General features: G+C 60.9%; 20 protein-coding genes. 5 read left to right on the top strand and 15 right to left on the bottom strand.

Annotation, left to right across the window (positions count from 1 at the left end; genetic code table 11):
• Window positions 1–17: 17 nt before the first annotated feature.
• The 9 genes from ACZRJ6_RS05190 to ACZRJ6_RS05230 all read right to left on the bottom strand — a co-directional run bounded on the left by ACZRJ6_RS05190 (window position 18) and on the right by ACZRJ6_RS05230 (window position 9,385).
• Complete coding sequence (locus ACZRJ6_RS05190) at window positions 18–1,175, bottom strand: D-alanyl-D-alanine carboxypeptidase family protein (protein WP_463967327.1); 1,158 nt, start codon at window positions 1,173–1,175, stop codon at window positions 18–20.
• A gap of 183 nt (window positions 1,176–1,358) precedes the next feature.
• Entirely contained in the window at window positions 1,359–2,360 is a 1,002-nt protein-coding gene (locus tag ACZRJ6_RS05195) for a septal ring lytic transglycosylase RlpA family protein (protein WP_463967328.1), read from the bottom strand.
• Entirely contained in the window at window positions 2,360–3,370 is a 1,011-nt protein-coding gene (gene mltB / locus ACZRJ6_RS05200) for a lytic murein transglycosylase B (protein WP_463967329.1), read from the bottom strand. Before mltB ends, ACZRJ6_RS05195 begins: the two co-directional genes overlap by 1 nt.
• Window positions 3,371–3,387: 17 nt before the next feature.
• Window positions 3,388–4,491, bottom strand: coding sequence for a rod shape-determining protein RodA (gene rodA / locus ACZRJ6_RS05205; RefSeq protein ID WP_463967422.1), 1,104 nt, complete (start codon window positions 4,489–4,491; stop codon window positions 3,388–3,390).
• A 31-nt stretch (window positions 4,492–4,522) separates the two neighbouring features.
• Window positions 4,523–6,418: a penicillin-binding protein 2 gene (gene mrdA / locus ACZRJ6_RS05210; RefSeq protein ID WP_463967330.1), complete on the bottom strand. Its 1,896-nt coding sequence runs from the start codon at window positions 6,416–6,418 to the stop codon at window positions 4,523–4,525.
• Window positions 6,419–6,433: 15 nt separating this feature from the next.
• Window positions 6,434–6,901: a 23S rRNA (pseudouridine(1915)-N(3))-methyltransferase RlmH gene (rlmH, locus tag ACZRJ6_RS05215; RefSeq protein ID WP_463967331.1), complete on the bottom strand. Its 468-nt coding sequence runs from the start codon at window positions 6,899–6,901 to the stop codon at window positions 6,434–6,436.
• A gap of 9 nt (window positions 6,902–6,910) precedes the next feature.
• Entirely contained in the window at window positions 6,911–7,405 is a 495-nt protein-coding gene (gene rsfS, locus ACZRJ6_RS05220; RefSeq protein WP_463967332.1) for a ribosome silencing factor, read from the bottom strand.
• A gap of 70 nt (window positions 7,406–7,475) precedes the next feature.
• The gene (nadD, locus tag ACZRJ6_RS05225) at window positions 7,476–8,120 is read right to left on the bottom strand and encodes a nicotinate-nucleotide adenylyltransferase (RefSeq protein WP_149414753.1); all 645 of its coding nucleotides are present in this window, start codon (window positions 8,118–8,120) and stop codon (window positions 7,476–7,478) included.
• Window positions 8,120–9,385 (bottom strand): glutamate-5-semialdehyde dehydrogenase, encoded by a 1,266-nt coding sequence (locus ACZRJ6_RS05230; protein WP_463967333.1) that lies wholly within the window; start codon window positions 9,383–9,385, stop codon window positions 8,120–8,122. The genes nadD and ACZRJ6_RS05230 overlap by 1 nt, the downstream gene beginning before the upstream one ends.
• A 176-nt stretch (window positions 9,386–9,561) precedes the next feature.
• Between ACZRJ6_RS05230 and ACZRJ6_RS05235 the strand changes: the two genes are divergently transcribed.
• Both ACZRJ6_RS05235 and ACZRJ6_RS05240 read left to right on the top strand, forming a co-directional pair.
• Window positions 9,562–10,245 (top strand): DNA-3-methyladenine glycosylase, encoded by a 684-nt coding sequence (locus ACZRJ6_RS05235; protein WP_463967334.1) that lies wholly within the window; start codon window positions 9,562–9,564, stop codon window positions 10,243–10,245.
• Between the two features lie 74 nt (window positions 10,246–10,319).
• Complete coding sequence (locus tag ACZRJ6_RS05240; RefSeq protein WP_463967335.1) at window positions 10,320–11,636, top strand: bifunctional DedA family/phosphatase PAP2 family protein; 1,317 nt, start codon at window positions 10,320–10,322, stop codon at window positions 11,634–11,636.
• Window positions 11,637–11,694: 58 nt separating this feature from the next.
• On the opposite strand, the gene ACZRJ6_RS05245 is transcribed toward ACZRJ6_RS05240, so the two are convergent.
• The 3 genes from ACZRJ6_RS05245 to ACZRJ6_RS05255 are packed head-to-tail and all read right to left on the bottom strand — an operon-like array spanning window position 11,695 to window position 13,382.
• Window positions 11,695–12,285 carry an LON peptidase substrate-binding domain-containing protein gene (locus tag ACZRJ6_RS05245; protein ID WP_463967336.1) on the bottom strand — a complete coding sequence of 197 codons (591 nt, stop codon included), beginning with the start codon at window positions 12,283–12,285 and terminating at the stop codon, window positions 11,695–11,697.
• 21 nt (window positions 12,286–12,306) lie between these two features.
• Complete coding sequence (locus ACZRJ6_RS05250) at window positions 12,307–13,023, bottom strand: LrgB family protein (RefSeq protein ID WP_463967337.1); 717 nt, start codon at window positions 13,021–13,023, stop codon at window positions 12,307–12,309.
• On the bottom strand, window positions 13,020–13,382 hold the full coding sequence (locus ACZRJ6_RS05255) for a CidA/LrgA family protein (protein WP_133100077.1): 363 nt from the start codon (window positions 13,380–13,382) through the stop codon (window positions 13,020–13,022). Before ACZRJ6_RS05255 ends, ACZRJ6_RS05250 begins: the two co-directional genes overlap by 4 nt.
• A 177-nt stretch (window positions 13,383–13,559) precedes the next feature.
• Between ACZRJ6_RS05255 and ACZRJ6_RS05260 the strand changes: the two genes are divergently transcribed.
• The 3 genes from ACZRJ6_RS05260 to ACZRJ6_RS05270 all read left to right on the top strand — a co-directional run bounded on the left by ACZRJ6_RS05260 (window position 13,560) and on the right by ACZRJ6_RS05270 (window position 16,628).
• A complete protein-coding gene (locus tag ACZRJ6_RS05260) occupies window positions 13,560–14,015 on the top strand; it encodes a MaoC family dehydratase (RefSeq protein ID WP_463967338.1) in 456 nt (151 codons plus the stop codon).
• 218 nt (window positions 14,016–14,233) lie between these two features.
• Window positions 14,234–15,958, top strand: a complete 1,725-nt coding sequence (locus tag ACZRJ6_RS05265) for a C13 family peptidase (protein ID WP_463967339.1) — start codon at window positions 14,234–14,236, stop codon at window positions 15,956–15,958.
• Window positions 15,959–15,986: 28 nt separating this feature from the next.
• Window positions 15,987–16,628 carry an oxidoreductase gene (locus ACZRJ6_RS05270; RefSeq protein WP_463967340.1) on the top strand — a complete coding sequence of 214 codons (642 nt, stop codon included), beginning with the start codon at window positions 15,987–15,989 and terminating at the stop codon, window positions 16,626–16,628.
• Between the two features lie 61 nt (window positions 16,629–16,689).
• Here the strand turns inward: ACZRJ6_RS05270 and ACZRJ6_RS05275 are convergent, their stop codons facing one another.
• Genes ACZRJ6_RS05275 through mpl form a run of 3 tightly spaced genes read right to left on the bottom strand, consistent with a single transcriptional unit; the run spans window position 16,690 to window position 18,942 of the window.
• The gene (locus tag ACZRJ6_RS05275) at window positions 16,690–16,974 is read right to left on the bottom strand and encodes a YceK/YidQ family lipoprotein (protein WP_463967341.1); all 285 of its coding nucleotides are present in this window, start codon (window positions 16,972–16,974) and stop codon (window positions 16,690–16,692) included.
• Window positions 16,967–17,596, bottom strand: a complete 630-nt coding sequence (gene ubiX / locus ACZRJ6_RS05280) for a flavin prenyltransferase UbiX (protein WP_149413579.1) — start codon at window positions 17,594–17,596, stop codon at window positions 16,967–16,969. Before ubiX ends, ACZRJ6_RS05275 begins: the two co-directional genes overlap by 8 nt.
• On the bottom strand, window positions 17,593–18,942 hold the full coding sequence (gene mpl / locus ACZRJ6_RS05285; protein WP_463967342.1) for a UDP-N-acetylmuramate:L-alanyl-gamma-D-glutamyl-meso-diaminopimelate ligase: 1,350 nt from the start codon (window positions 18,940–18,942) through the stop codon (window positions 17,593–17,595). The genes ubiX and mpl overlap by 4 nt, the downstream gene beginning before the upstream one ends.
• Window positions 18,943–18,957 lie beyond the last annotated feature (15 nt).

Raw genomic sequence — 18,957 nt, forward strand, 5'->3', positions numbered from 1 at the left:
CATGCAGGTGCACACTATCAGTTGAACAAGCCGTAGAAGAATAGACGGATGCTATCCCACACGCGGCGGAAAATACCACCTTCGTCGACAGCGTCGAGGGCGATCAGGTCGGCGCTGTGCACCACTTTGTCGTCCAGCTTCACTTCGACTTTACCAATCACATCGCCCTTGGCGATTGGCGCGACCAATTGAGGGTTCATGGTCATGCTGGCAGCCAGCTTCTTCAATTGGCCTTTAGGCATGGTCAGAGTCAGGTCTTCAGCCAGGCCTGCCTTGATTTGATGCTCAGTGCCTTTCCATACCTGGGCCTGGGCCAGTTCGGCGCCCTTCTGGTAGAAGGTCTGGGTTTCGAAGAAGCGGAAACCGTAGGTCAGCAGCTTTTGCGTCTCGGCCGCACGGGCCTGCTCGCTGTTGGTACCGAACACCACGGCGATCAGCCGCTGGCCGTCACGCACGGCCGAGGACACCATGCAGTAACCGGCTTCGTCGGTGTGACCGGTTTTCAGACCGTCGACGGTCTTGTCGCGCCACAGCAGCAGGTTGCGGTTAGTCTGCTTGATGTTGTTCCAGAAGAACTCTTTCTGCGAGTAGATCGCATAGTGCACCGGGTCGACACGAATGATCGCGCGGGCCAAGACCGCCATGTCGTGAGCCGACGAGTAGTGCTCAGGGTTCGGCAGGCCAGTCGGGTTCATGAAGTGGCTGTTGGTCATGCCCAAGTCAGTCACGGTTTTGTTCATCATGTCGGCGAATGCGTCTTCGCTGCCGGCGATGTGCTCGGCCAGGGCGACGCTGGCGTCGTTACCGGACTGGATGATGATGCCGTGCAGCAGGTCGCTGACAGTCACCTGGGTGCCGACTTTGATGAACATCCGCGAACCGCCGGTGCGCCAAGCGTTTTCGCTGACGGTCACCGGATCGCTTTCACCGATCTGGCCGCGACGGATTTCCAGGGTGGCGATATAAGCAGTCATCAGCTTGGTCAAGCTGGCCGGTGGCAGGCGCTGGTCACCGTTGCCCTCGACCAGCACGTTGCCGCTGGCGGCATCCATGAGCACCCAGGATTTGGCGGCAAGTTGCGGTGAAGCCGGCACCATTTCGGCCGCCCAGGCGGCAGGTGTGATGATCAGCGGGACAAGCAGGCACAGGCGTTTGGCTAAGGTGGTGATGTTCATCCGTCTCTCGAAATTACTTATGGAAACTTGCCCTCGCGGGCAAAACTATTCAGACAGCCCGTTACCAGACTGTCGCGTGTTCAGTTGCCTGCTCACCCCTTGCCTTCGGGTTTTTATTATTCCAAGAGCCAACAACCAGGGTCCTGGCCCGCAAGCGAGCCTGAACCATCAATCCGATATCACTTATTCCGCGCTGACCACACTGGGCTGCCCCAGGTTGGCCAGCCGCACGCTGTTCTGCACTTGCGCGATCTCACCTGGCGTACCAATTGGCCCCAGGCGAACCCGATGCAGGGTCTGCTGATTACGCACGATAGAGCTGATAAAGACCGGCGCACTGACCATCCCGCTGAGCTTGGACCTTAACAGCTCTGCCGCGTCCGGGTTGGCGAAAGCGCCGACTTGCAGGTACTGCCCGGCCGCCGTCTGGCCACCAGGCGCCGCTTGCGGCACGGCCACCACAGGCGCGGCGTGTTGCTGCGGTGGTGGCGTCCATTGTTCGACCTTGCCGGCCGATGCGGTGATTTGTGGCTGCGGGGTTTGCGGTTCGTTGAGCATCAACGGTGCCGGCTTGCCACGCTGGGCCCAGTACTGTTGTGGATCGATACCTTCGACCTTGACCCGCGCGGTGCCGGTTTCGGCGTAGCCGAGTTTCTTCGCGGCAGCGTAGGACAAGTCGATGATCCGATCCGAATAGAACGGCCCGCGATCGTTGACCCGCAGGATCACCGTGCGGTTGTTGTCCAGATTGGTCACCTTGACGTAGCTGGGCAGCGGCAAGGTCTTGTGGGCCGCGCTCATACCGTAAAGGTCATAGACCTCGCCATTGGCGGTGTTCTGGCCGTGGAACTTGGTGCCGTACCAGGAAGCGGTACCCGACTGCACGTAAGTCTTGGACTCTTGCAACGGGAAGTACGACTTGCCCAGCACCGTGTAAGGGTTGGCCTTGTAGGGGCCGGTGTGCAGGGTTGGCGTGGCATCCGGGATGCGCGAGACATCAACGTCCCACCAGGGCGCGCCGTCTTTGTGGGCGCGATTGATGTCCAGGCCTGGCGCAGAGCGCACGGCAGCCCCGGATTTCTGGGCAGGCGCGCGACTGGTGCTGGTGGAGCAACTGGCCACCATCAACGACAATGCGGCAAGCGCCACCAGCTTCAGGGGTTTATTGATCGGCAATACCCGCATTACTTGACGCCCCGTGCTTGGACCAGCATATCTGACAGCTGATGTACGGCCATGGCGTACATCACACTGCGGTTATAACGCGTGATTGCGTAGAAATTCTTCAGGCCCATCCAGTATTCAGGGCCATTTTCGCCTTCGAGGCGAAATGCAGTAACCGGCATATCATCGCGCAGCGCATCATGACTTGACCAGCCCAGCGCCCGCAACTCCCCGACGGTCTTGACCGGCTCGATGCCTTGGGTCAGGCCTTCGTCGGCGCGATCTCCCCTGACATCGGCGCGAATCACCACCGGTTCACCACCGACCCAGCCGTGACGTTTGAAATAGCTGGCCACGCTGCCAATGGCATCATCGGGGTTGCTCCAGATATTGATATGGTTGTCACCGTCAAAATCCACGGCGTAGGCGCGAAAGCTGCTCGGCATAAACTGCGGCAGGCCCATGGCCCCGGCATAGGAACCCTTGAGGGTCAGCGGATCGATCTGTTCTTCACGGGCCAGTAGCAGGAACTCACGCAGTTCCTTGCGGAAGAAGTCGGCGCGCGGCGGGTAATCGAAACCCAGGGTCGACAAGGCGTCGATCACCCGGTAGCTGCCAGTGTTGCGGCCATAAAAGGTTTCAATCCCAATGATCGACACAATGACCTGCGCCGGCACGCCGTACTCCTGCTCGGCGCGGGCCAGCACCGCTTCGTGCTCGCGCCAGAAGTCCACGCCCCGTGCCACGCGGGCATCGGTGAGGAACATCGGCCGGTATTCCTTCCACTGCTTCACGCGCTCGGCGGGACGGGAGATGGCATCGAGAATCGACTGTTTACGCTGGGCTTCACGAAACACGCCCATCAGCTGTTCACCAGCGAAACCATAGTCACGGGTCATCTCGCCGACAAATTCGGCGACCTGGGGCGAGCCGTCGTAGTCGCCGGCCAGCACTTGCTGCGTGATGCCCAGAAGGCCCACCAGGCCTACACAGGTCGCGTGCCGGGCAGCCCAGCCGCGCATTACTTGCATTGACATCTTCACCTTATTCAAACCTGCGCGATCCACTTACGATGGGTATGGATCGACATCAAAACCCCAAACGCTGACAGCAATGTCACCAGCGAAGTTCCGCCGTAGCTAATAAACGGCAACGGCACCCCAACCACCGGCAACAGGCCACTGACCATACCGATGTTGACGAAAACGTAAACAAAAAAAGTCATTGTCAGGCTGCCGGCAAGCAATTTGCCGAACAGCGTCTGCGCTTGCGCGGTGATCACCAGGCCGCGACCGATCAACAGCAGATAGATCAGCAACAGCGCGCAAATGCCCACCAGGCCGAACTCTTCGCCCATCACCGCGATAATAAAGTCGGTGTGGCTTTCCGGCAAAAAGTCCAGGTGCGACTGGGTGCCCAGTAACCAGCCCTTACCAAATACACCGCCGGAACCGATGGCGGCCTTGGACTGAATGATGTTCCAGCCAGTGCCCAACGGATCGCTTTCCGGGTCAAGGAAGGTCAGGATTCGCTGTTTCTGATACTCGTGCATGAAAAAGAACCACATGGCCACGGCCACCGGTATCGCCGCCGCCAGCACGCTGAGAATCCAGCGCCAGCGCAGGCCGCCCATGAACAGCACGAACGCACCGCCGGCGAGGATCAGCAGCGAAGTACCGAGGTCCGGCTGACGCACGATGAGAACAAAGGGGATGCCGATCAGCATCAGGCTGACCCCCACATGCTTGAGCTGCGGCGGCAAAGTGCGCTTGGACAGGTACCAGGCGATGGTCGCTGGCATCAGGATCTTCATGAACTCCGACGGTTGGAAGCGAATCACCCCCGGAATATTGATCCAGCGGGTGGCGCCCATGGCGTTGTGGCCCATGACGTCCACCACCACCAGCAGCAAAACGCCGGCGACGTAGCCCAGTGGCACCCAGCGCGCCATGAAGCGCGGCTCCAACTGGGCAATCACCACCATCGACAACAGGCCAAGCCCGAACGACGACGCCTGCTTGATCAACAAATCCCAGTTCTTGCCGCTGGCCGAATACAGCACGAACAGGCTGCCGGCAGCCAGGGTCAGCAGCAGAATCAGCAACGGGCCATCAATGTGCATGCGCTGCAGCAAGGTGGCGCGACGACGCATCACATCCTCGCTGGAGAGGATGCGGTCAAAATTACTCTTCACGGGCCGTAGCCTCCGCGCTTGAAGGGTTGGCGTACTCAGGCTTGAGCTTGCCGTCCTGATCCAGCAACCAGGCGTCCATGATCTGGCGCACCACCGGCGCAGCCACGCCGGAGCCGGACTCGCCGTTCTCGACCATTACCGCCACGGTGATCGTCGGGTTGTCGGCCGGAGCAAAACCAACAAACAAGGCGTGGTCGCGGTGGCGCTCCTGAACCTTGGAGCGGTCATACTTCTCACCCTGCTTGATCGCCACCACCTGGGCGGTACCGCTCTTGCCGGCAATCCGGTACTGCGCGCCGGCCGCAGCCTTGCGCGCGGTGCCACGGGCGCCGTGCATCACTTGCTGCATGCCGTGGTTGACCTTGGTCCAGTCGGACGGGTCGCGCAGGACGATGTCCGGAATCGGGTTTTCATCGACAGGCTTTTGACCCTCGATGGTCCTGGCCAGGTGCGGGCGGATCCACTTGCCCTTGCTGGCCACCAAAGCGGTGGCCTGGGCCAATTGCAGAGGGGTGGCCTGCATATAGCCCTGGCCGATCCCGAGAATCAGCGTTTCACCGGGAAACCAGGCCTGACGACGGGTAGCGCGCTTCCATTCCCGGGACGGCATCAAGCCTGGGGATTCCTCGAACATGTCCAGGGACACTTTCTGACCGAGGCCGAACTTGCCCATATAGGTCGACAAACGATCGATCCCCAGCTTGTGGGCCAGATCATAGAAGTAGGTGTCATTGGAGCGCATGATCGCCGTGTCCAGGTCCACATAGCCGTCGCCGGTGCGGTTCCAGTTACGGTATTTGTGATCGTAGTTGGGCAGCATGTAATAACCAGGGTCGAATACCCGGCTGGAGGCGGTAACAACACCGGAATCCAGGCCGGCAATTGCCACTGCCGGCTTGATGGTCGAGCCCGGCGGATACAGACCGCGCAGCACCCGGTTGAACAGCGGTCGGTCGATGGAATCGCGCAGCTCGGCGTAAGCCTTGAAGCTGATCCCGGTCACGAACAGGTTCGGATCGAAGCTCGGCTGACTGACCATTGCCAGTACTTCGCCAGTGTTCGGGTCCAGCGCCACCACCGCACCACGACGCCCGCCCAGGGCCATCTCTGCGGCCTCCTGCAATTTGATGTCCAGGCTCAGGACGATGTCCTTGCCGGGAATCGGGTCGGTACGCTTAAGCACTCGCAACACCCGGCCACGGGCGTTGGTCTCGACTTCTTCGTAACCCACCTGGCCGTGCAGTTCCGGCTCGTAGAAACGCTCGATGCCGGTCTTGCCGATATGGTGGGTGCCGCTGTAGTTGACCGGATCGAGGCCCTTGAGCTCTTTCTCGTTGATCCGCCCCATATAGCCGACCGAGTGGGCAAAGTGCGCACCTTGCGGGTAATGGCGCACCAACTGCGCCACCACTTCCACACCCGGCAGGCGGAACTGGTTCACCGCGATACGGGCAATCTGCTCTTCGGTCAGCTCAAACAGGATCGGCACCGGCTCAAACGGCCGTCGTCCCTGTTTCATGCGTTTCTCGAAGATCACCCGGTCTTCCGGCGTCAGCTGCAACACTTCGACGATGACATCGAGAATCTGCTGCCAATCGCCGGAGCGCTCGCGGGTCATGCTCAGGCTGAAACTGGGCCGGTTATCCGCCACCACCACGCCGTTGCGGTCGAAGATCAGGCCACGGGTCGGCGGAATCGGCTGCACATGCACCCGGTTATTTTCCGACAACGTGGAGTGATAGTCATACTGGATCACCTGCAGGAAATACAGGCGGGCGATCAGCACGCACATCAGAACGACCACCATAATGGCGCCGAACACGACCCGAGCGCGTACCAGACGTGCGTCTTTCTCGTGGTCCTTGATGCGGATCGGCTGGGTCATCAGGCAGGGCGCAGATTATTTGTGATAAGGGTGCCCGGACAGAACTGTCCAGGCGCGATACAGCTGTTCACCGATCAGAATCCTTACCAACGGGTGTGGCAGCGTCAGCGGCGACAGCGACCAGCGCTGATCGGCACGCGCGCAGACTTCCGGCGCCAACCCCTCGGGGCCGCCGACCATGAAGTTCACCGTGCGAGAATCCAGGCGCCAGCGATCCAGTTCCACCGCCAACTGCTCGGTGCTCCAGGGTTTGCCATGCACTTCGAGGGTGACAATCCGCTCATTGGGGCCGACCTTGGCCAGCATGGCTTCGCCTTCCTGACGGATAAAACGCGCCACGTCGGCATTCTTGCTCCGGGTATTGAGCGGTATTTCCACCAGCTCCAACGCCAGCTCGGATGGCAGACGCTTGGCATACTCATGCCAGCCTTCTTCCACCCACTTGGGCATGCGTGAACCGACAGCGATCAGACGCAGGCGCACAGCCGGCCCTTATTCCTGGTCTTTGTTGAGCTTGGTGAAATGCTCGTGACCGACTTCAGGGCTGTGGTGCTTGCCATCGGCGGCACGGCTCTGCTCGGCACCTTTCCACAGGCGCTCCAGGTCGTAGAACTGGCGAGCGTTGGAGGTCATCATATGGACGATCACGTCGTCCATGTCCAGCAGCACCCAATCGCTGTCGCCCTTGCCTTCTTCGCCCAGTGGCTTGACGCCCTGCAGCTTGACCATCTCGCGGACCTTATCGAGCATCGCGCCGATCTGGCGGTTGGAGGTACCGGTAGCGATGATCATGTAGTCAGTGATGCTCTGCTTGTCACGGACATCAATCACCAGCACGTCCTGGGCCTTGACGTCTTCCAGGGCCGCTACAGCGACCTTGACCAGTTCGTCACCCTTGAGGGGCTCGTTACTAAACACCACTTCCGGCAGCGGGGCGCTCTTGAATGTGCCTTTGCGCTTAACTTTGCTTACGTCTTTGTTCGTCATATAAAACTCGTTTTGCTCGTATGTTCGGGCGCTTCAATACACGACTATTCGTGCCTTCAAGCGCGCCTTTTCAGTTCGACGCACGGTAAAGCCCGTGCGCATCGATGTAGGCCAAGACCGCGTCAGGCACCAGGAAACGTACCGACTTCCCGCTGGCCAGCAGTTGACGGATCTGGGTGGCAGACACCGCAAGCGGGGTCTGCCAGACGAATGCAATATTCCCGCTCGGCCCGGTCAGGGCCTGCGGGTCACTTACCGACCGCGCTGCCAGCAGGTTGCGCAAGGCATCCGGCGGTTCGCTGTCGGCATCCGGGCGTTGCAGCACCAGGATGTGGCAATGCTGGAGCAACTCTTCCCAGCGGTGCCAAGTGGGCAGGCCGCAAAATGCGTCCCAGCCCAAAAGTAGAAACAACTGGTCATCAGCGGCCAGTTCGGCCCGCGTCAGTTCCAGGGTGTCAATAGTGTAGGACGGTTTGTCGCGTTTGAGTTCGCGGTCGTCCACCACCAGCGGTGAAATACCGGCAACGGCACACTGGACCATCGCCAGCCGGTCAAGCGGTGAAACCTGAGGCGTGTCCCGATGGGGCGGCCTGGCATTCGGTGTCAGGCGCAGTTCATCCAGCCCGAGAGCGTCTGCGACTTCCAGGGCACTGCGCAAATGGCCGATGTGCACGGGGTCGAAGGTGCCGCCGAGCAGCCCGATGCGTTTACCCATCAAGTGCGCACATGACCATCGCCGAAGACCACGTACTTCTCGCTGGTCAGGCCTTCGAGGCCAACCGGACCGCGGGCGTGGAGCTTGTCGGTGGAAATGCCGATCTCCGCCCCCAGGCCATATTCGAAACCGTCGGCAAAGCGCGTCGAGGCGTTGACCATCACCGAAGCGGAATCCACTTCGTTGAGGAAACGCCGGGCATCGCTGAAATGCTCGGTGACGATGGCGTCGGTGTGCTTGGAGCCGTAGGTATTGATGTGTTCGATGGCCTGATCCAGGTCGTCGACGATGCGGATCGACAGGATCGGCGCCGTGTACTCGGTGTACCAATCCTGCTCGGTGGCTTCGATGATGTCGGCGCCAAGCAAGGCGCGGGTGCGTTCGCAACCGCGCAACTCCACGCCCTTGTCACGGTAGATGGCGGCCAGCGGCGGCAACACGCGCTCGGCAATCGCCACGTGTACCAGCAAGGTTTCCATGGTGTTGCACGGAGCGTAACGGTGCGTCTTGGCGTTGTCGGCAATGCGGATGGCCTTGTCGAGATCGGCAGCGACATCTATATAGACGTGGCAGACGCCGTCCAAGTGCTTGATGACCGGCACCTTGGCATCGCGGCTGACCCGCTCGATCAGGCTCTTGCCACCGCGCGGGACGATCACGTCGACGAACTCGGGCATGGTGATCAAGGCACCGACGGCGGCGCGGTCAGTGGTTTCCACCACTTGCACCACTTCGGCTGGCAACTCGGCCACCGCCAGACCCTGCTGGATACAGGCGGCAATGGCACGATTGGAATTGATCGCCTCGGAACCGCCCCGCAGGATGGTGGCGTTGCCAGACTTGAGGCACAGGCTGGCGGCGTCGATGGTCACGTTCGGACGGGACTCATAGATGATGCCAATCACGCCCAGGGGCACGCGCATCTTGCCAACTTGGATTCCCGACGGCATGTAGCGCATGTCGCGGATTTCACCGATGGGGTCAGGCAGCTTCGCCACCTGACGCAAACCTTCGATCATTTCGTCGATGCGTACCGGCGTAAGCGCCAGGCGATCCAGCAATGCCGGTTCCAGACCAATGGCCCGGCCGTTGGCCAGGTCCAGCTCGTTGGCAGCGCTGAGCTCGGAGCGCGAAGCATCCAGGGCATCGGCAGCGGCCAGCAGCGCACGGTTCTTCTGCGCGGTGCTCGCACGGGCGATCAACCGCGAGGCCTGACGGGCAGCGCGACCCAGGCGGGTCATGTAGTCAAGAACGGACTCAGTCATAGTCTGGTGGGGTCTTGGCAAAGAGGAAAGCGGCAGATTATAGCTGTCGCGCCCGTCCACGGACAGCGGTGAGGGGCGGATGGTTGAAATGAACTGTAAAAAACCGACGTTCAGCCGTGATTAAGGCTGAAGTTGTTATCATCCTGTCACATTTAGTCGCCTCAACCCTTTATGCCATGTCCAACTTTCCACCCTTGATCCCCGCCAACGCCCTGCCCGACGGCTTCTTCGATCGCGATGCGCAACAGCTCGCGAAAGATTTGCTGGGCAAAGTCATTCGCCATCGGGTTGGCGATTTGTGGCTGTCGGCGCGAATCATCGAGACCGAAGCCTATTACGAGGCCGAAAAAGGCAGCCACGCATCCCTCGGCTACACAGAAAAGCGTAAGGCTTTGTTTCTGGATGGCGGCCATATCTATATGTACTACGCCCGTGGCGGCGACTCCCTGAACTTCAGCGCCCAGGGGCCGGGTAACGCGGTGTTGATCAAATCTGGCTATCCGTGGGTCGATGAATTATCGGGGCCGGCGAGCCTGGCACAAATGCTGTTGAACAACCCGGATGCCAGCGGCCGGCCGCGCCCATCCCAGAAGCTGTGCGCCGGGCAGACCCTGCTATGTAAGGCCCTGGGCCTGAAAGTGCCGATGTGGGACGCCAAACGTTTTGACCAGGAGCAGCTCTACGTCGAAGACGTGGGGCTGGTTCCGGCGCAGATTATCCAGACCACCCGCCTGGGGATTCCCAACGGGCGGGATGAACACTTGATGTATCGCTTTGTCGACGGCGGCTATTCGCCCTACTGCACACGGAACCCGCTGCGCCGGGGCCAAGTCGAAGGCCGCGACTACTTTTTGATTTGAAAGATATAAGCCCACCCACTGTAGAAGCGAGCTTGCTCCTACAGAGGACTGTGAATACCAATGGAGTTGATTTTATGGGCCCATGGCTCGATGGCATTACCGGCTGGCTGACCCTCAACCCCCAATGGCTGGCGGCGGCGGTGTTTATCGTGGCCTGCGTGGAATGCCTGGCAATCGCCGGCTTGATCGTACCGGGAACTGTTTTGCTGTTCGCCATTGCCGTATTGGCAGGTAGTGGTGCGCTGTCACTGGGGGAAACACTATTACTGGGCTTGCTCGGCGGGCTGTTGGGCGATGGCATTTCCTACTACCTCGGCCGGCATTTCCACCAGAATATCCGCCGCCTGCCCGGCCTGCGCCATCATCCGGAATGGATGAATGGTGCCGAGGCCTACTTCCACAAGTACGGCATCGCCAGCCTGCTGGTAGGACGCTTCATCGGCCCGCTACGGCCGATGCTGCCGATGGTTGCCGGCATGTGCGACATGCCCTTCCCGCGTTTCGCCGCCGTCAGCGTGCTGGCGGGGGCCGGCTGGTCGGTGGCGTACCTGTTGCCGGGCTGGGCCACGGGCGCAGCGTTTCGCCTGCCGCTGCCCGAAGGTTTCTGGCCCGAGGCCGGAGTCGTCGCTGCGTGCCTGGCGGTCTTGCTGGGAGTAAGCCTCAACAGCAGCCTGCGCGGTCATCGACGGGCCACGCTGTGGATGGGTTGCGCCAGCCTGACGTTGTTGATCGCCCTGTTTATCGGCTATCCGTACCTGAACCACTTTGACCAAGGCTTGATGGCCCTGATCCAGGAGCACCGCGGCCCGGCGATGGACCAGGCCATGGTGATGATTACTCAGTTGGGTGAGTTCAAGAAAATGTTCGTCGCCAGCGCGGTGCTGACCGGGCTGCTGCTGCTGGCTCGGCAATGGCGCCAAGCGATTTTCGTCGGCGCCACCCTGCTCGGTGCGGCGCTGATCAACACCGGCACCAAGCTGTTTTTTGCCCGTGGGCGCCCGGAAATACTGACCGACCCGCTAACCAGCTTCAGCATGCCCAGCGGCCACGCCTCCGGCTCGTTTGCGTTTTTCCTGGCCCTGGCAGTGCTCGCAGGCCGTGGTCAACCCACGCGCATGCGCCTGACATGGCTGTTGCTGGGCTGCATCCCCGCCGCGACCATCGCCCTGTCGCGGGTGTACCTGGGCGCCCACTGGCCGTCCGACATTCTGGCCGGCACCTTGTTGGCGATAACGGTCTGCGCCTTCAGCCTGGCCCTGAGTCAGCGCCAGACGCTTCTGCCGCCGATGTCACCGAAGGTCTGGTGGCTGATCTTGCCGGCCTGTGTGGCAGTGTTGGGGTTTTTTGCATTTAGCGGCAGCGCCCACGCTCTGCTCAGGTACGCCTACTAGAGTGGACCGACGAATACTCTGAAAGCAGAGACGGACGATTCCGGGCACACAAGGCGGTTCAGGTAAACAGCTCACCTTGCAGCTCATCAAGCAACAACTGGATCGCATCCAGGCGCCGTTGCGGGTCGTCCAGTTGCAGCAGGTCAACCTTGTCGGCCTCGGTAAAGGGCAGCAAATACGCCAGTCGATTACCCAGCACCTGCTGACCTCCGGCGTCGGCGCCCATATCCAGAGAAGCGACCATTGGGTGCTCGGCAAGTGCCTGGAGCAGCGCCAGCAGGTCGGAGTCCTCTTCGTCCAGGGGCCGCTCGGGGTGCTCTTCCAACCATTCGACTTCAGCGAGCAGTAACTGATCGCGCTGCACATCCGCCTCCAGCACGCGGAACCGCCGGCCACCTTCAACCCGAATCCCCAGCAGGCCATTATCCTGCTGCTTGAAGTCGCGGATCAGTGCTTCGCAACCAACCAGCGCGTAGCCATCGGGAGCCATCCCGACTTCCTTGCCATCAAGGATGCACACCACGCCAAAGCTTTCGCCCTTTTTCATGCAGCGGCTGATCATGTCCAGGTAGCGCGCCTCGAACAGTTGCAGATCGAGGGTGCAACCGGGAAACAGCACAGTATTGAGCGGGAAAAGCGCCAGACTCATATAGGTTTCCTTAAACCCGACTTAAACAACCAGCGACACAGCCAACGGCAGGAACACCGCCGTGGCCACGCCCATCAAACTCATCGCCAGCGCCGCAAAGGCGCCGCACTCTTCACTTTCCTGCAAGGCCACCGAGGTGCCGACGGCGTGGGCAGTCATGCCCAACGCCATGCCGCGCGCCTCCGGGCTATGAACCCCCAGGCGCGACAAATAAGCCGGCCCGATCATCGCCCCGATCACCCCGGTGATCAGCACAAACACTGCCGCCAGCGCCGCCACACCACCGATCTGCTCGGCCACCAGCATGGCAATCGGCGAGGTCACGGACTTGGGCGCCATGGTCATCAACATCATGTGTTCGGCACCGAACCACCAGCCCAGCAGCACACACAGGCCGGTCGCCAGTACACCACCCACCACCAGCGTAGTAAAAATCGGCCAGAACAGCTGGCGAATTCGTCGCAGGTTCAAGTAAAGCGGCACCGCCAGGGCCACCGTCGCCGGGCCCAGCAGGATGCTCATGATCTCGGTACTTTTACGATATTCGGCGTAGGTCAGGCCGCAGCCCAGCAGCACGCCGATCACCAGCAGCATCGACACCAGCACCGGCTGCAGGAAGATCCAGCGGGTTTTTTCGAAGCCTGCCAATACCAATTGATAGGCGCCCAAGGTGATGCCAATGCCAAACAACGGATGATGGATCACCGCTGCCCACGCGCCTTGCCAGTCGAAGGTCATTGCCCCTCCTCCCGCCGCGCCTGACGTTTGACCAGCCTTTGCATCAGCACGCCAACAAAGCCCATGGCAATCACCAACGACAGCACCAGCGCACCGACGATGGCCCAGAAGTCGGCGGCAATGTCCTTGGCATAAACCATCACGCCCACGGCCGGCGGCACCAGCAGCAACGGCAAGTAACGCAGCAAACTGCTGGCGGCCAGGCTCAGGGGCTCGGCCACCTCGCCGCGCCACACCAGATACGCCAGCATCAGCAGCAGACCGACAATCGGCCCCGGCAACACCGGCAGGAACAAGTGATTAATTGCCGTGCCAAGCAATTGAAACAGCACCAGCCATGTCAGACCGCGTAACAGCATCCGTTCTCTCCCCCAAAAAGCGCGCTGGCCATTATAAGCACGCTGGACCTATGGACCGGAATTCACCAAAAATATGGAGGGTTGACCAAGCCGATTGCCCATGATGATCTAAGGTGGTTGTCAGGGCTTCGCCCCACACATGAACAATAAAAACCGATGAACCCAAGGAGAGTCACAATGCCCTCAGTACCCGTAGCGCAACTCAAAGATTATGTCGGCAAGGAACTGGGACGTTCCGCATGGCTGACCATCGACCAGGAGCGCATCAACCTGTTCGCGGAAGCCACTGGCGATCATCAGTTCATCCACATCGACCCGGTGAAGGCCGCCCAGACCCCGTTCGGCAGCACCATCGCCCACGGTTTCCTGTCGTTGTCGCTGATACCCAAGTTGATAGAAGACATCCTGATCATGCCCGAGGGTTTGAAGATGGCGGTCAACTACGGCCTGGACACCGTGCGCTTCATCCAGCCGGTAAAGGTCAACTCCAAGGTGCGCCTGGCCGTCACCCTCACCGACGCCACTGAGAAAAAACCCGGCCAATGGCTGCTCAAGGCCACCTGCACCCTGGAAATTGAAGGCCAGGAAAAACCCGGCTACATCGCCGAGTCGCTGTCACTCTGTTTCGTCTGAAATAATTATGTAATCAAAGGCTTACCCGTAGCGAGCGGGTTTGCCCGCGCTGGGCCTCGAAGCGGCCCTAAAACCTGCAACCTGATTTTACCTGAAGGAATGCAGTGTCTTTATTGGGGCGGCTGCGCCGCCCAACGCGGGCAAGCCCGCTCGCCACAAACTCATGTATAGATCTCACAGCTGCGGCATACTCGGCGCTCAATTATCCGGATCCCGCTATGCGCCCACTCGCTCCCCTTACCCTTGTCCTGGCCCTTTTGCTCTCCGCGTGCGGCGATGGCGAATCCCTGTTGCCGCCCGACGCAAGGCTGCCGGACGGCGGGCGTTACCGTGGCGATGTGGTCAATGGCCTGCTGCAAGGCCAGGGACGCGTGGATTACCCCAACGGCAGTTGGTACGCCGGCCAGTTCGACAAGGGTCAGTGGCACGGCCAGGGCGAATGGCACGGCAGCAACGGCGAAGTCTATAAAGGTCAGTTCCAGCAAGGCTTGTTCGACGGCCAAGGCAACCTGACTACTGCGGGCACCCGTTACGTTGGCGGCTTCAAGCAAGGCCGGCGCAATGGCGAAGGCACCCTCAAAGAGGGCCAGATGACCTATCGCGGCGAGTTCAAGGACGACCAGTACTCCGGCCTCGGTCGCCTGGAGCTGGCCGACGGCAGCCAATACCAGGGCCAGTTCACCCACGGCAAACCCAACGGTGAAGGCCAGCGCAACGACGACAGCGGCAACCAGTTCAGCGGCCACTTCGTCAACGGGCAATTGGAAGGCAACGGCACCTTCAATAGCGCTGACGGCGACATGTACGTCGGCCACTTCAAACAAAACCAGCTCAACGGCAAGGGCCGCTACGAAAACGCCGACGGCGATGTGTGGATCGGTGAGTTCAAGGAAGGCGCGCTGAACGGCAAGGGCGAATTGATTGGCGTCGACGGCAGTCACTACGTCGGTCAGTTCAGTGACTGGCGCTTTACCGGCGAGGGTCGCCTGAACCTCACCGACGGCAGCTTCTATGTGGGCGGTTTCGACAGCGACAGCTACCAGGGCAAAGGCACTCTGGTGCTCACCGATGGCACCGTGCAAGCCGGGACGTGGGTCAACGGCATGCGTGTGCGCAATGCCGACGGCCACCTGCTGCCCGATGCGCTGGAAGTCGGCGTGCTGGCCCAGGGTCGCCTGCTCGACCAGGCTCTTGCCGCTGTTCCCGCCTCAACTGCAGCGGTTGAGCTGTACACCCTGGTGCTGGCGGGTGATGGCAAGCAAAGCGTGTTTCTGCGTGAAGCCGACTACGTCAGCAACCTGCTGGCCACCCGCTTCGGCGCCCAAGGTCAGATACGCCTGGTCAACCACCGCGACCATATCGCCGACCGCCCCATGGCCACTCGGGAAAGCCTGCGCCGCGCCGTGCAGACCCTCGCCGAGCGCACGGGCCCGGAGGATCTGGTGTTCATCTATATGACCAGCCACGGCACCCATGAGCATGAACTGGTACTGGACCAACCGCGCATGGAGCTGGCCGACCTGCCGGCCGATGAGTTGGCCGCCGTGCTCGCGCCACTGAAAAAACGCGACAAGATCATCGTCATCTCCGCGTGCTACTCCGGTGGTTTCATCCCGGCGCTAAAAGACGAACGCACTCTGATCATGACGGCTTCGCGAGCCGATCGTGTGTCGTTCGGCTGCTCCGAAGAGGCAGACTTCACCTACTTTGGCGACGCGCTGTTCGCTCAGGCATTCAACCAGACCGACGATTTGCAGCAAGCCTTCAAGCTGGCGCAACTGCATGTGACCGAGCGCGAGATGGCGGACAACTTCGAAGCCTCCGAACCCCAGATCTGGGCACCCAAAGGCGTGATCACCCGTTGGCAACTATTACGCAAGCAGCAGGCACGAAAAGCGCTCGAAAGCGTCTCTATGAATAGCAAGGAAGCCAAGAGCAACTAAGCTGAAACAGTATCAAGGGGGAAACATCATGTACTTGACGCCTCAGCATATCTTGCTTGCCGGAGCCTCGGGATTGACCGGGGAACATCTACTGGACCGCCTGCTCAACGAGCCCACCGTGACCCGCGTACTGGCGCCCAGCCGAAAGCCTTTGGCCGAGCATCCGCACCTGGAAAACCCGGTGGGCGACCCGGCGGTGTTCCTGCCACAACTCAGCGGGCGGGTGGACATCGCTTTCTGCTGCCTGGGCACCACCATCAAACTGGCAGGCTCCGAACAAGCCTTCCGTGCCGTCGACCTGGACATGGTCGTGGCCTTCAGCAAGCGGGCGCGGGAAATGGGCGCACGGCACCTGATCGTGATCAGCGCGATTGGCGCCGATCCGAAATCCTCGGTGTTCTACAACCGGGTCAAAGGGGAAATGGAACAGGCCTTGAAGGCCCAGGACTGGCCGCAATTGACCATCGTCCGGCCTTCGCTGCTGCTGGGGGAGCGGCTGGAAACAAGACTGGTGGAAAAACTGGCGGGGCCCCTGTCACGACTGGTTCCTGGCAAGTATCACGGCATTGAAGTCTGCGAACTGGCCCGGGCGATGTGGCGGCTGGCACTGGAAGAACAAGATGGGTTGCGGATTGTGGAGTCGGATGAGTTGCGTAAGCTCGGCAAGTAACTAACGCTCTTGAGAGCGACAATTACTGTGGCGAGCGGGCTTGCCCACTCGTCACAGGTTATTAGAGCCCGCCCGTCGCGTTAAACCCTACTCCCAGCACCGTCAACGCCGACAGCGGCAATAGCAGCGTATCGAGCAAGGCGCTGGCCGGCAGGTCTACGCCGGGGTAGCTTGGGGCTTCGGCGCCGAAACGGTCCATTGCACAACAGCCGCCCTGCATCGCATACAGGTCCAGGCGCGTGCCGGCATATACCACCGGCGCACCCGGTTTCGCCGCATCCAGGGTGCGCACAGTGGCGCAACCGGTCAGCTGTAGCGCCAGCAATACCAGCAGCGCTTTATTCATCACTGCTCAAATGATGCTCGCCCCAACGCGGCAACATGTCCTGAGGAATGTTCAGCAGGTTGAGAATCCTCGCCACCACAAAGTCCACCAGGTCATCGATGGTTTGCGGCTGATGATAAAAACCTGGGGACGCCGGCAGGATGGTCACACCCATGTTCGACAGCTTGAGCATGTGCTCCAGATGGATACTCGAATACGGCGCCTCGCGCGGCACCAGAATCAACTGGCGACGCTCCTTCAAGGTCACGTCTGCCGCCCGCTCAATCAGGTTGTTGCAAGCGCCCGTGGCAATCGCCGACAAGGTTCCGGTGGAACACGGCACCACCACCATCGCCGCCGGCGCGCCGGAACCAGAGGCCACCGGCGACATCCAGTCTTCCTTGCCATAAACCTTGATCTGCCCCGCCGCCGCTCCGGTGTATTCGGTGAGGAAGGCCTGCATCATCTGCACCTTGGGTGGCAGCGTGACATCAGTCTCGGTCGCCATCACCAACTGCGCGGCCTTGGAGATCAGAAAGTGCACCTCGCGGTCTTCGCGTACCAGGCAATCCAGCAGGCGCAGGCCATAAGGTGCGCCAGACGCGCCGGTCATCGCCAGGGTGACACGCTCCGGCCCGCTCATTGCAGTGCCTCGGCCAGTTTGCCGTGCAGACCGCCGAAGCCGCCGTTGCTCATGATCACCACATGGGTACCGGGCTTGGCCTGGCTTTTCACGCGTTCGATGATGCCTTCCAGGGAATCGCTGACAATCGACGGCACCGTGCACAGGTTCGCGACAGCCGCCAGATCCCAGCCGAGGTTGGCCGGCGCATACCACACCACCTGGTCGGCATCGACCACGCTTTGCGGCAAGCCATCGCGATGGGCGCCGAGTTTCATGGAGTTGGAGCGTGGCTCGATGATGGCGATTATCGGTGCATCACCCACGCGCTTGCGCAAACCGTCGAGGGTGGTGGCAATCGCCGTCGGGTGGTGGGCAAAGTCGTCGTAGATGGTAATCCCATTCACTTCAGCAACCTTTTCCATGCGCCGCTTAACGCTCTTGAACGCGCTCAACGCGGCGATGCCCATGGACGGGGCCACGCCGACATGACGGGCGGCGGCCAGGGTAACCAGGGCATTGGCAACGTTGTGCTGGCCGGTCATATCCCAGTCGACCACGCCTTGGGCGACGCCTTCGAACAACACCTCGAACCTGGAACCGTCCTGGCTCAGCAACTTGACCTGCCACTGCCCGCCGGCACCGGTGGTTTGCACCGGGGTCCAGCAGCCCATCTCGATCACTCGCTGCAAGGCAGGCTCGGTGGTCGGGTGGATCACCAGGCCTTCGCTGGGGATGGTGCGCACCAGATGGTGAAACTGCCGCTCGATGGCTGGCAGATCAGGGAAGATATCAGCATGATCAAACTCCAGGTTGTTCAGGATCGCCGTGCGCGGGCGGTAGTGAACAAACTTGGAGCGTTTGTCGAAGAAGGCGCTGTCGTATTCGTCGGCTTCGATGACGAAGAATGGCGTGTCACCCAGACGCGCCGACACCGAGAAGTTCTGCGGCACACCGCCGATCAGGAAGCCCGGGCTCATGCCGGCATGCTCCAGGACCCAGGCCAGCATGCTGCTGGTGGTGGTTTTGCCATGGGTGCCGGCGACGGCCAGCACCCAACGGCCTTGCAGCACATGGTCCGACAGCCATTGCGGACCGGAGACATAGGGCAGGCCTTTGTTCAGCACGTATTCGACCGCCGGGTTGCCACGGGACATGGCGTTGCCAATCACCACCAGGTCCGGGACCGGGTCGAATTGCGCCGGGTCGTAGCCTTGGGTCAACTCAATGCCCTGGGCCTGCAGTTGCGTGCTCATGGGCGGATAAACGTTGGCATCAGAGCCGGTGACATGATGGCCCAACTCTTTGGCCAAAACCGCCATCGAGCCCATGAACGTGCCGCAAATACCGAGAATATGAATGTGCATAGTCGACCTCGTAAA

The organism is Pseudomonas sp. C321 (genome assembly GCF_055407105.1).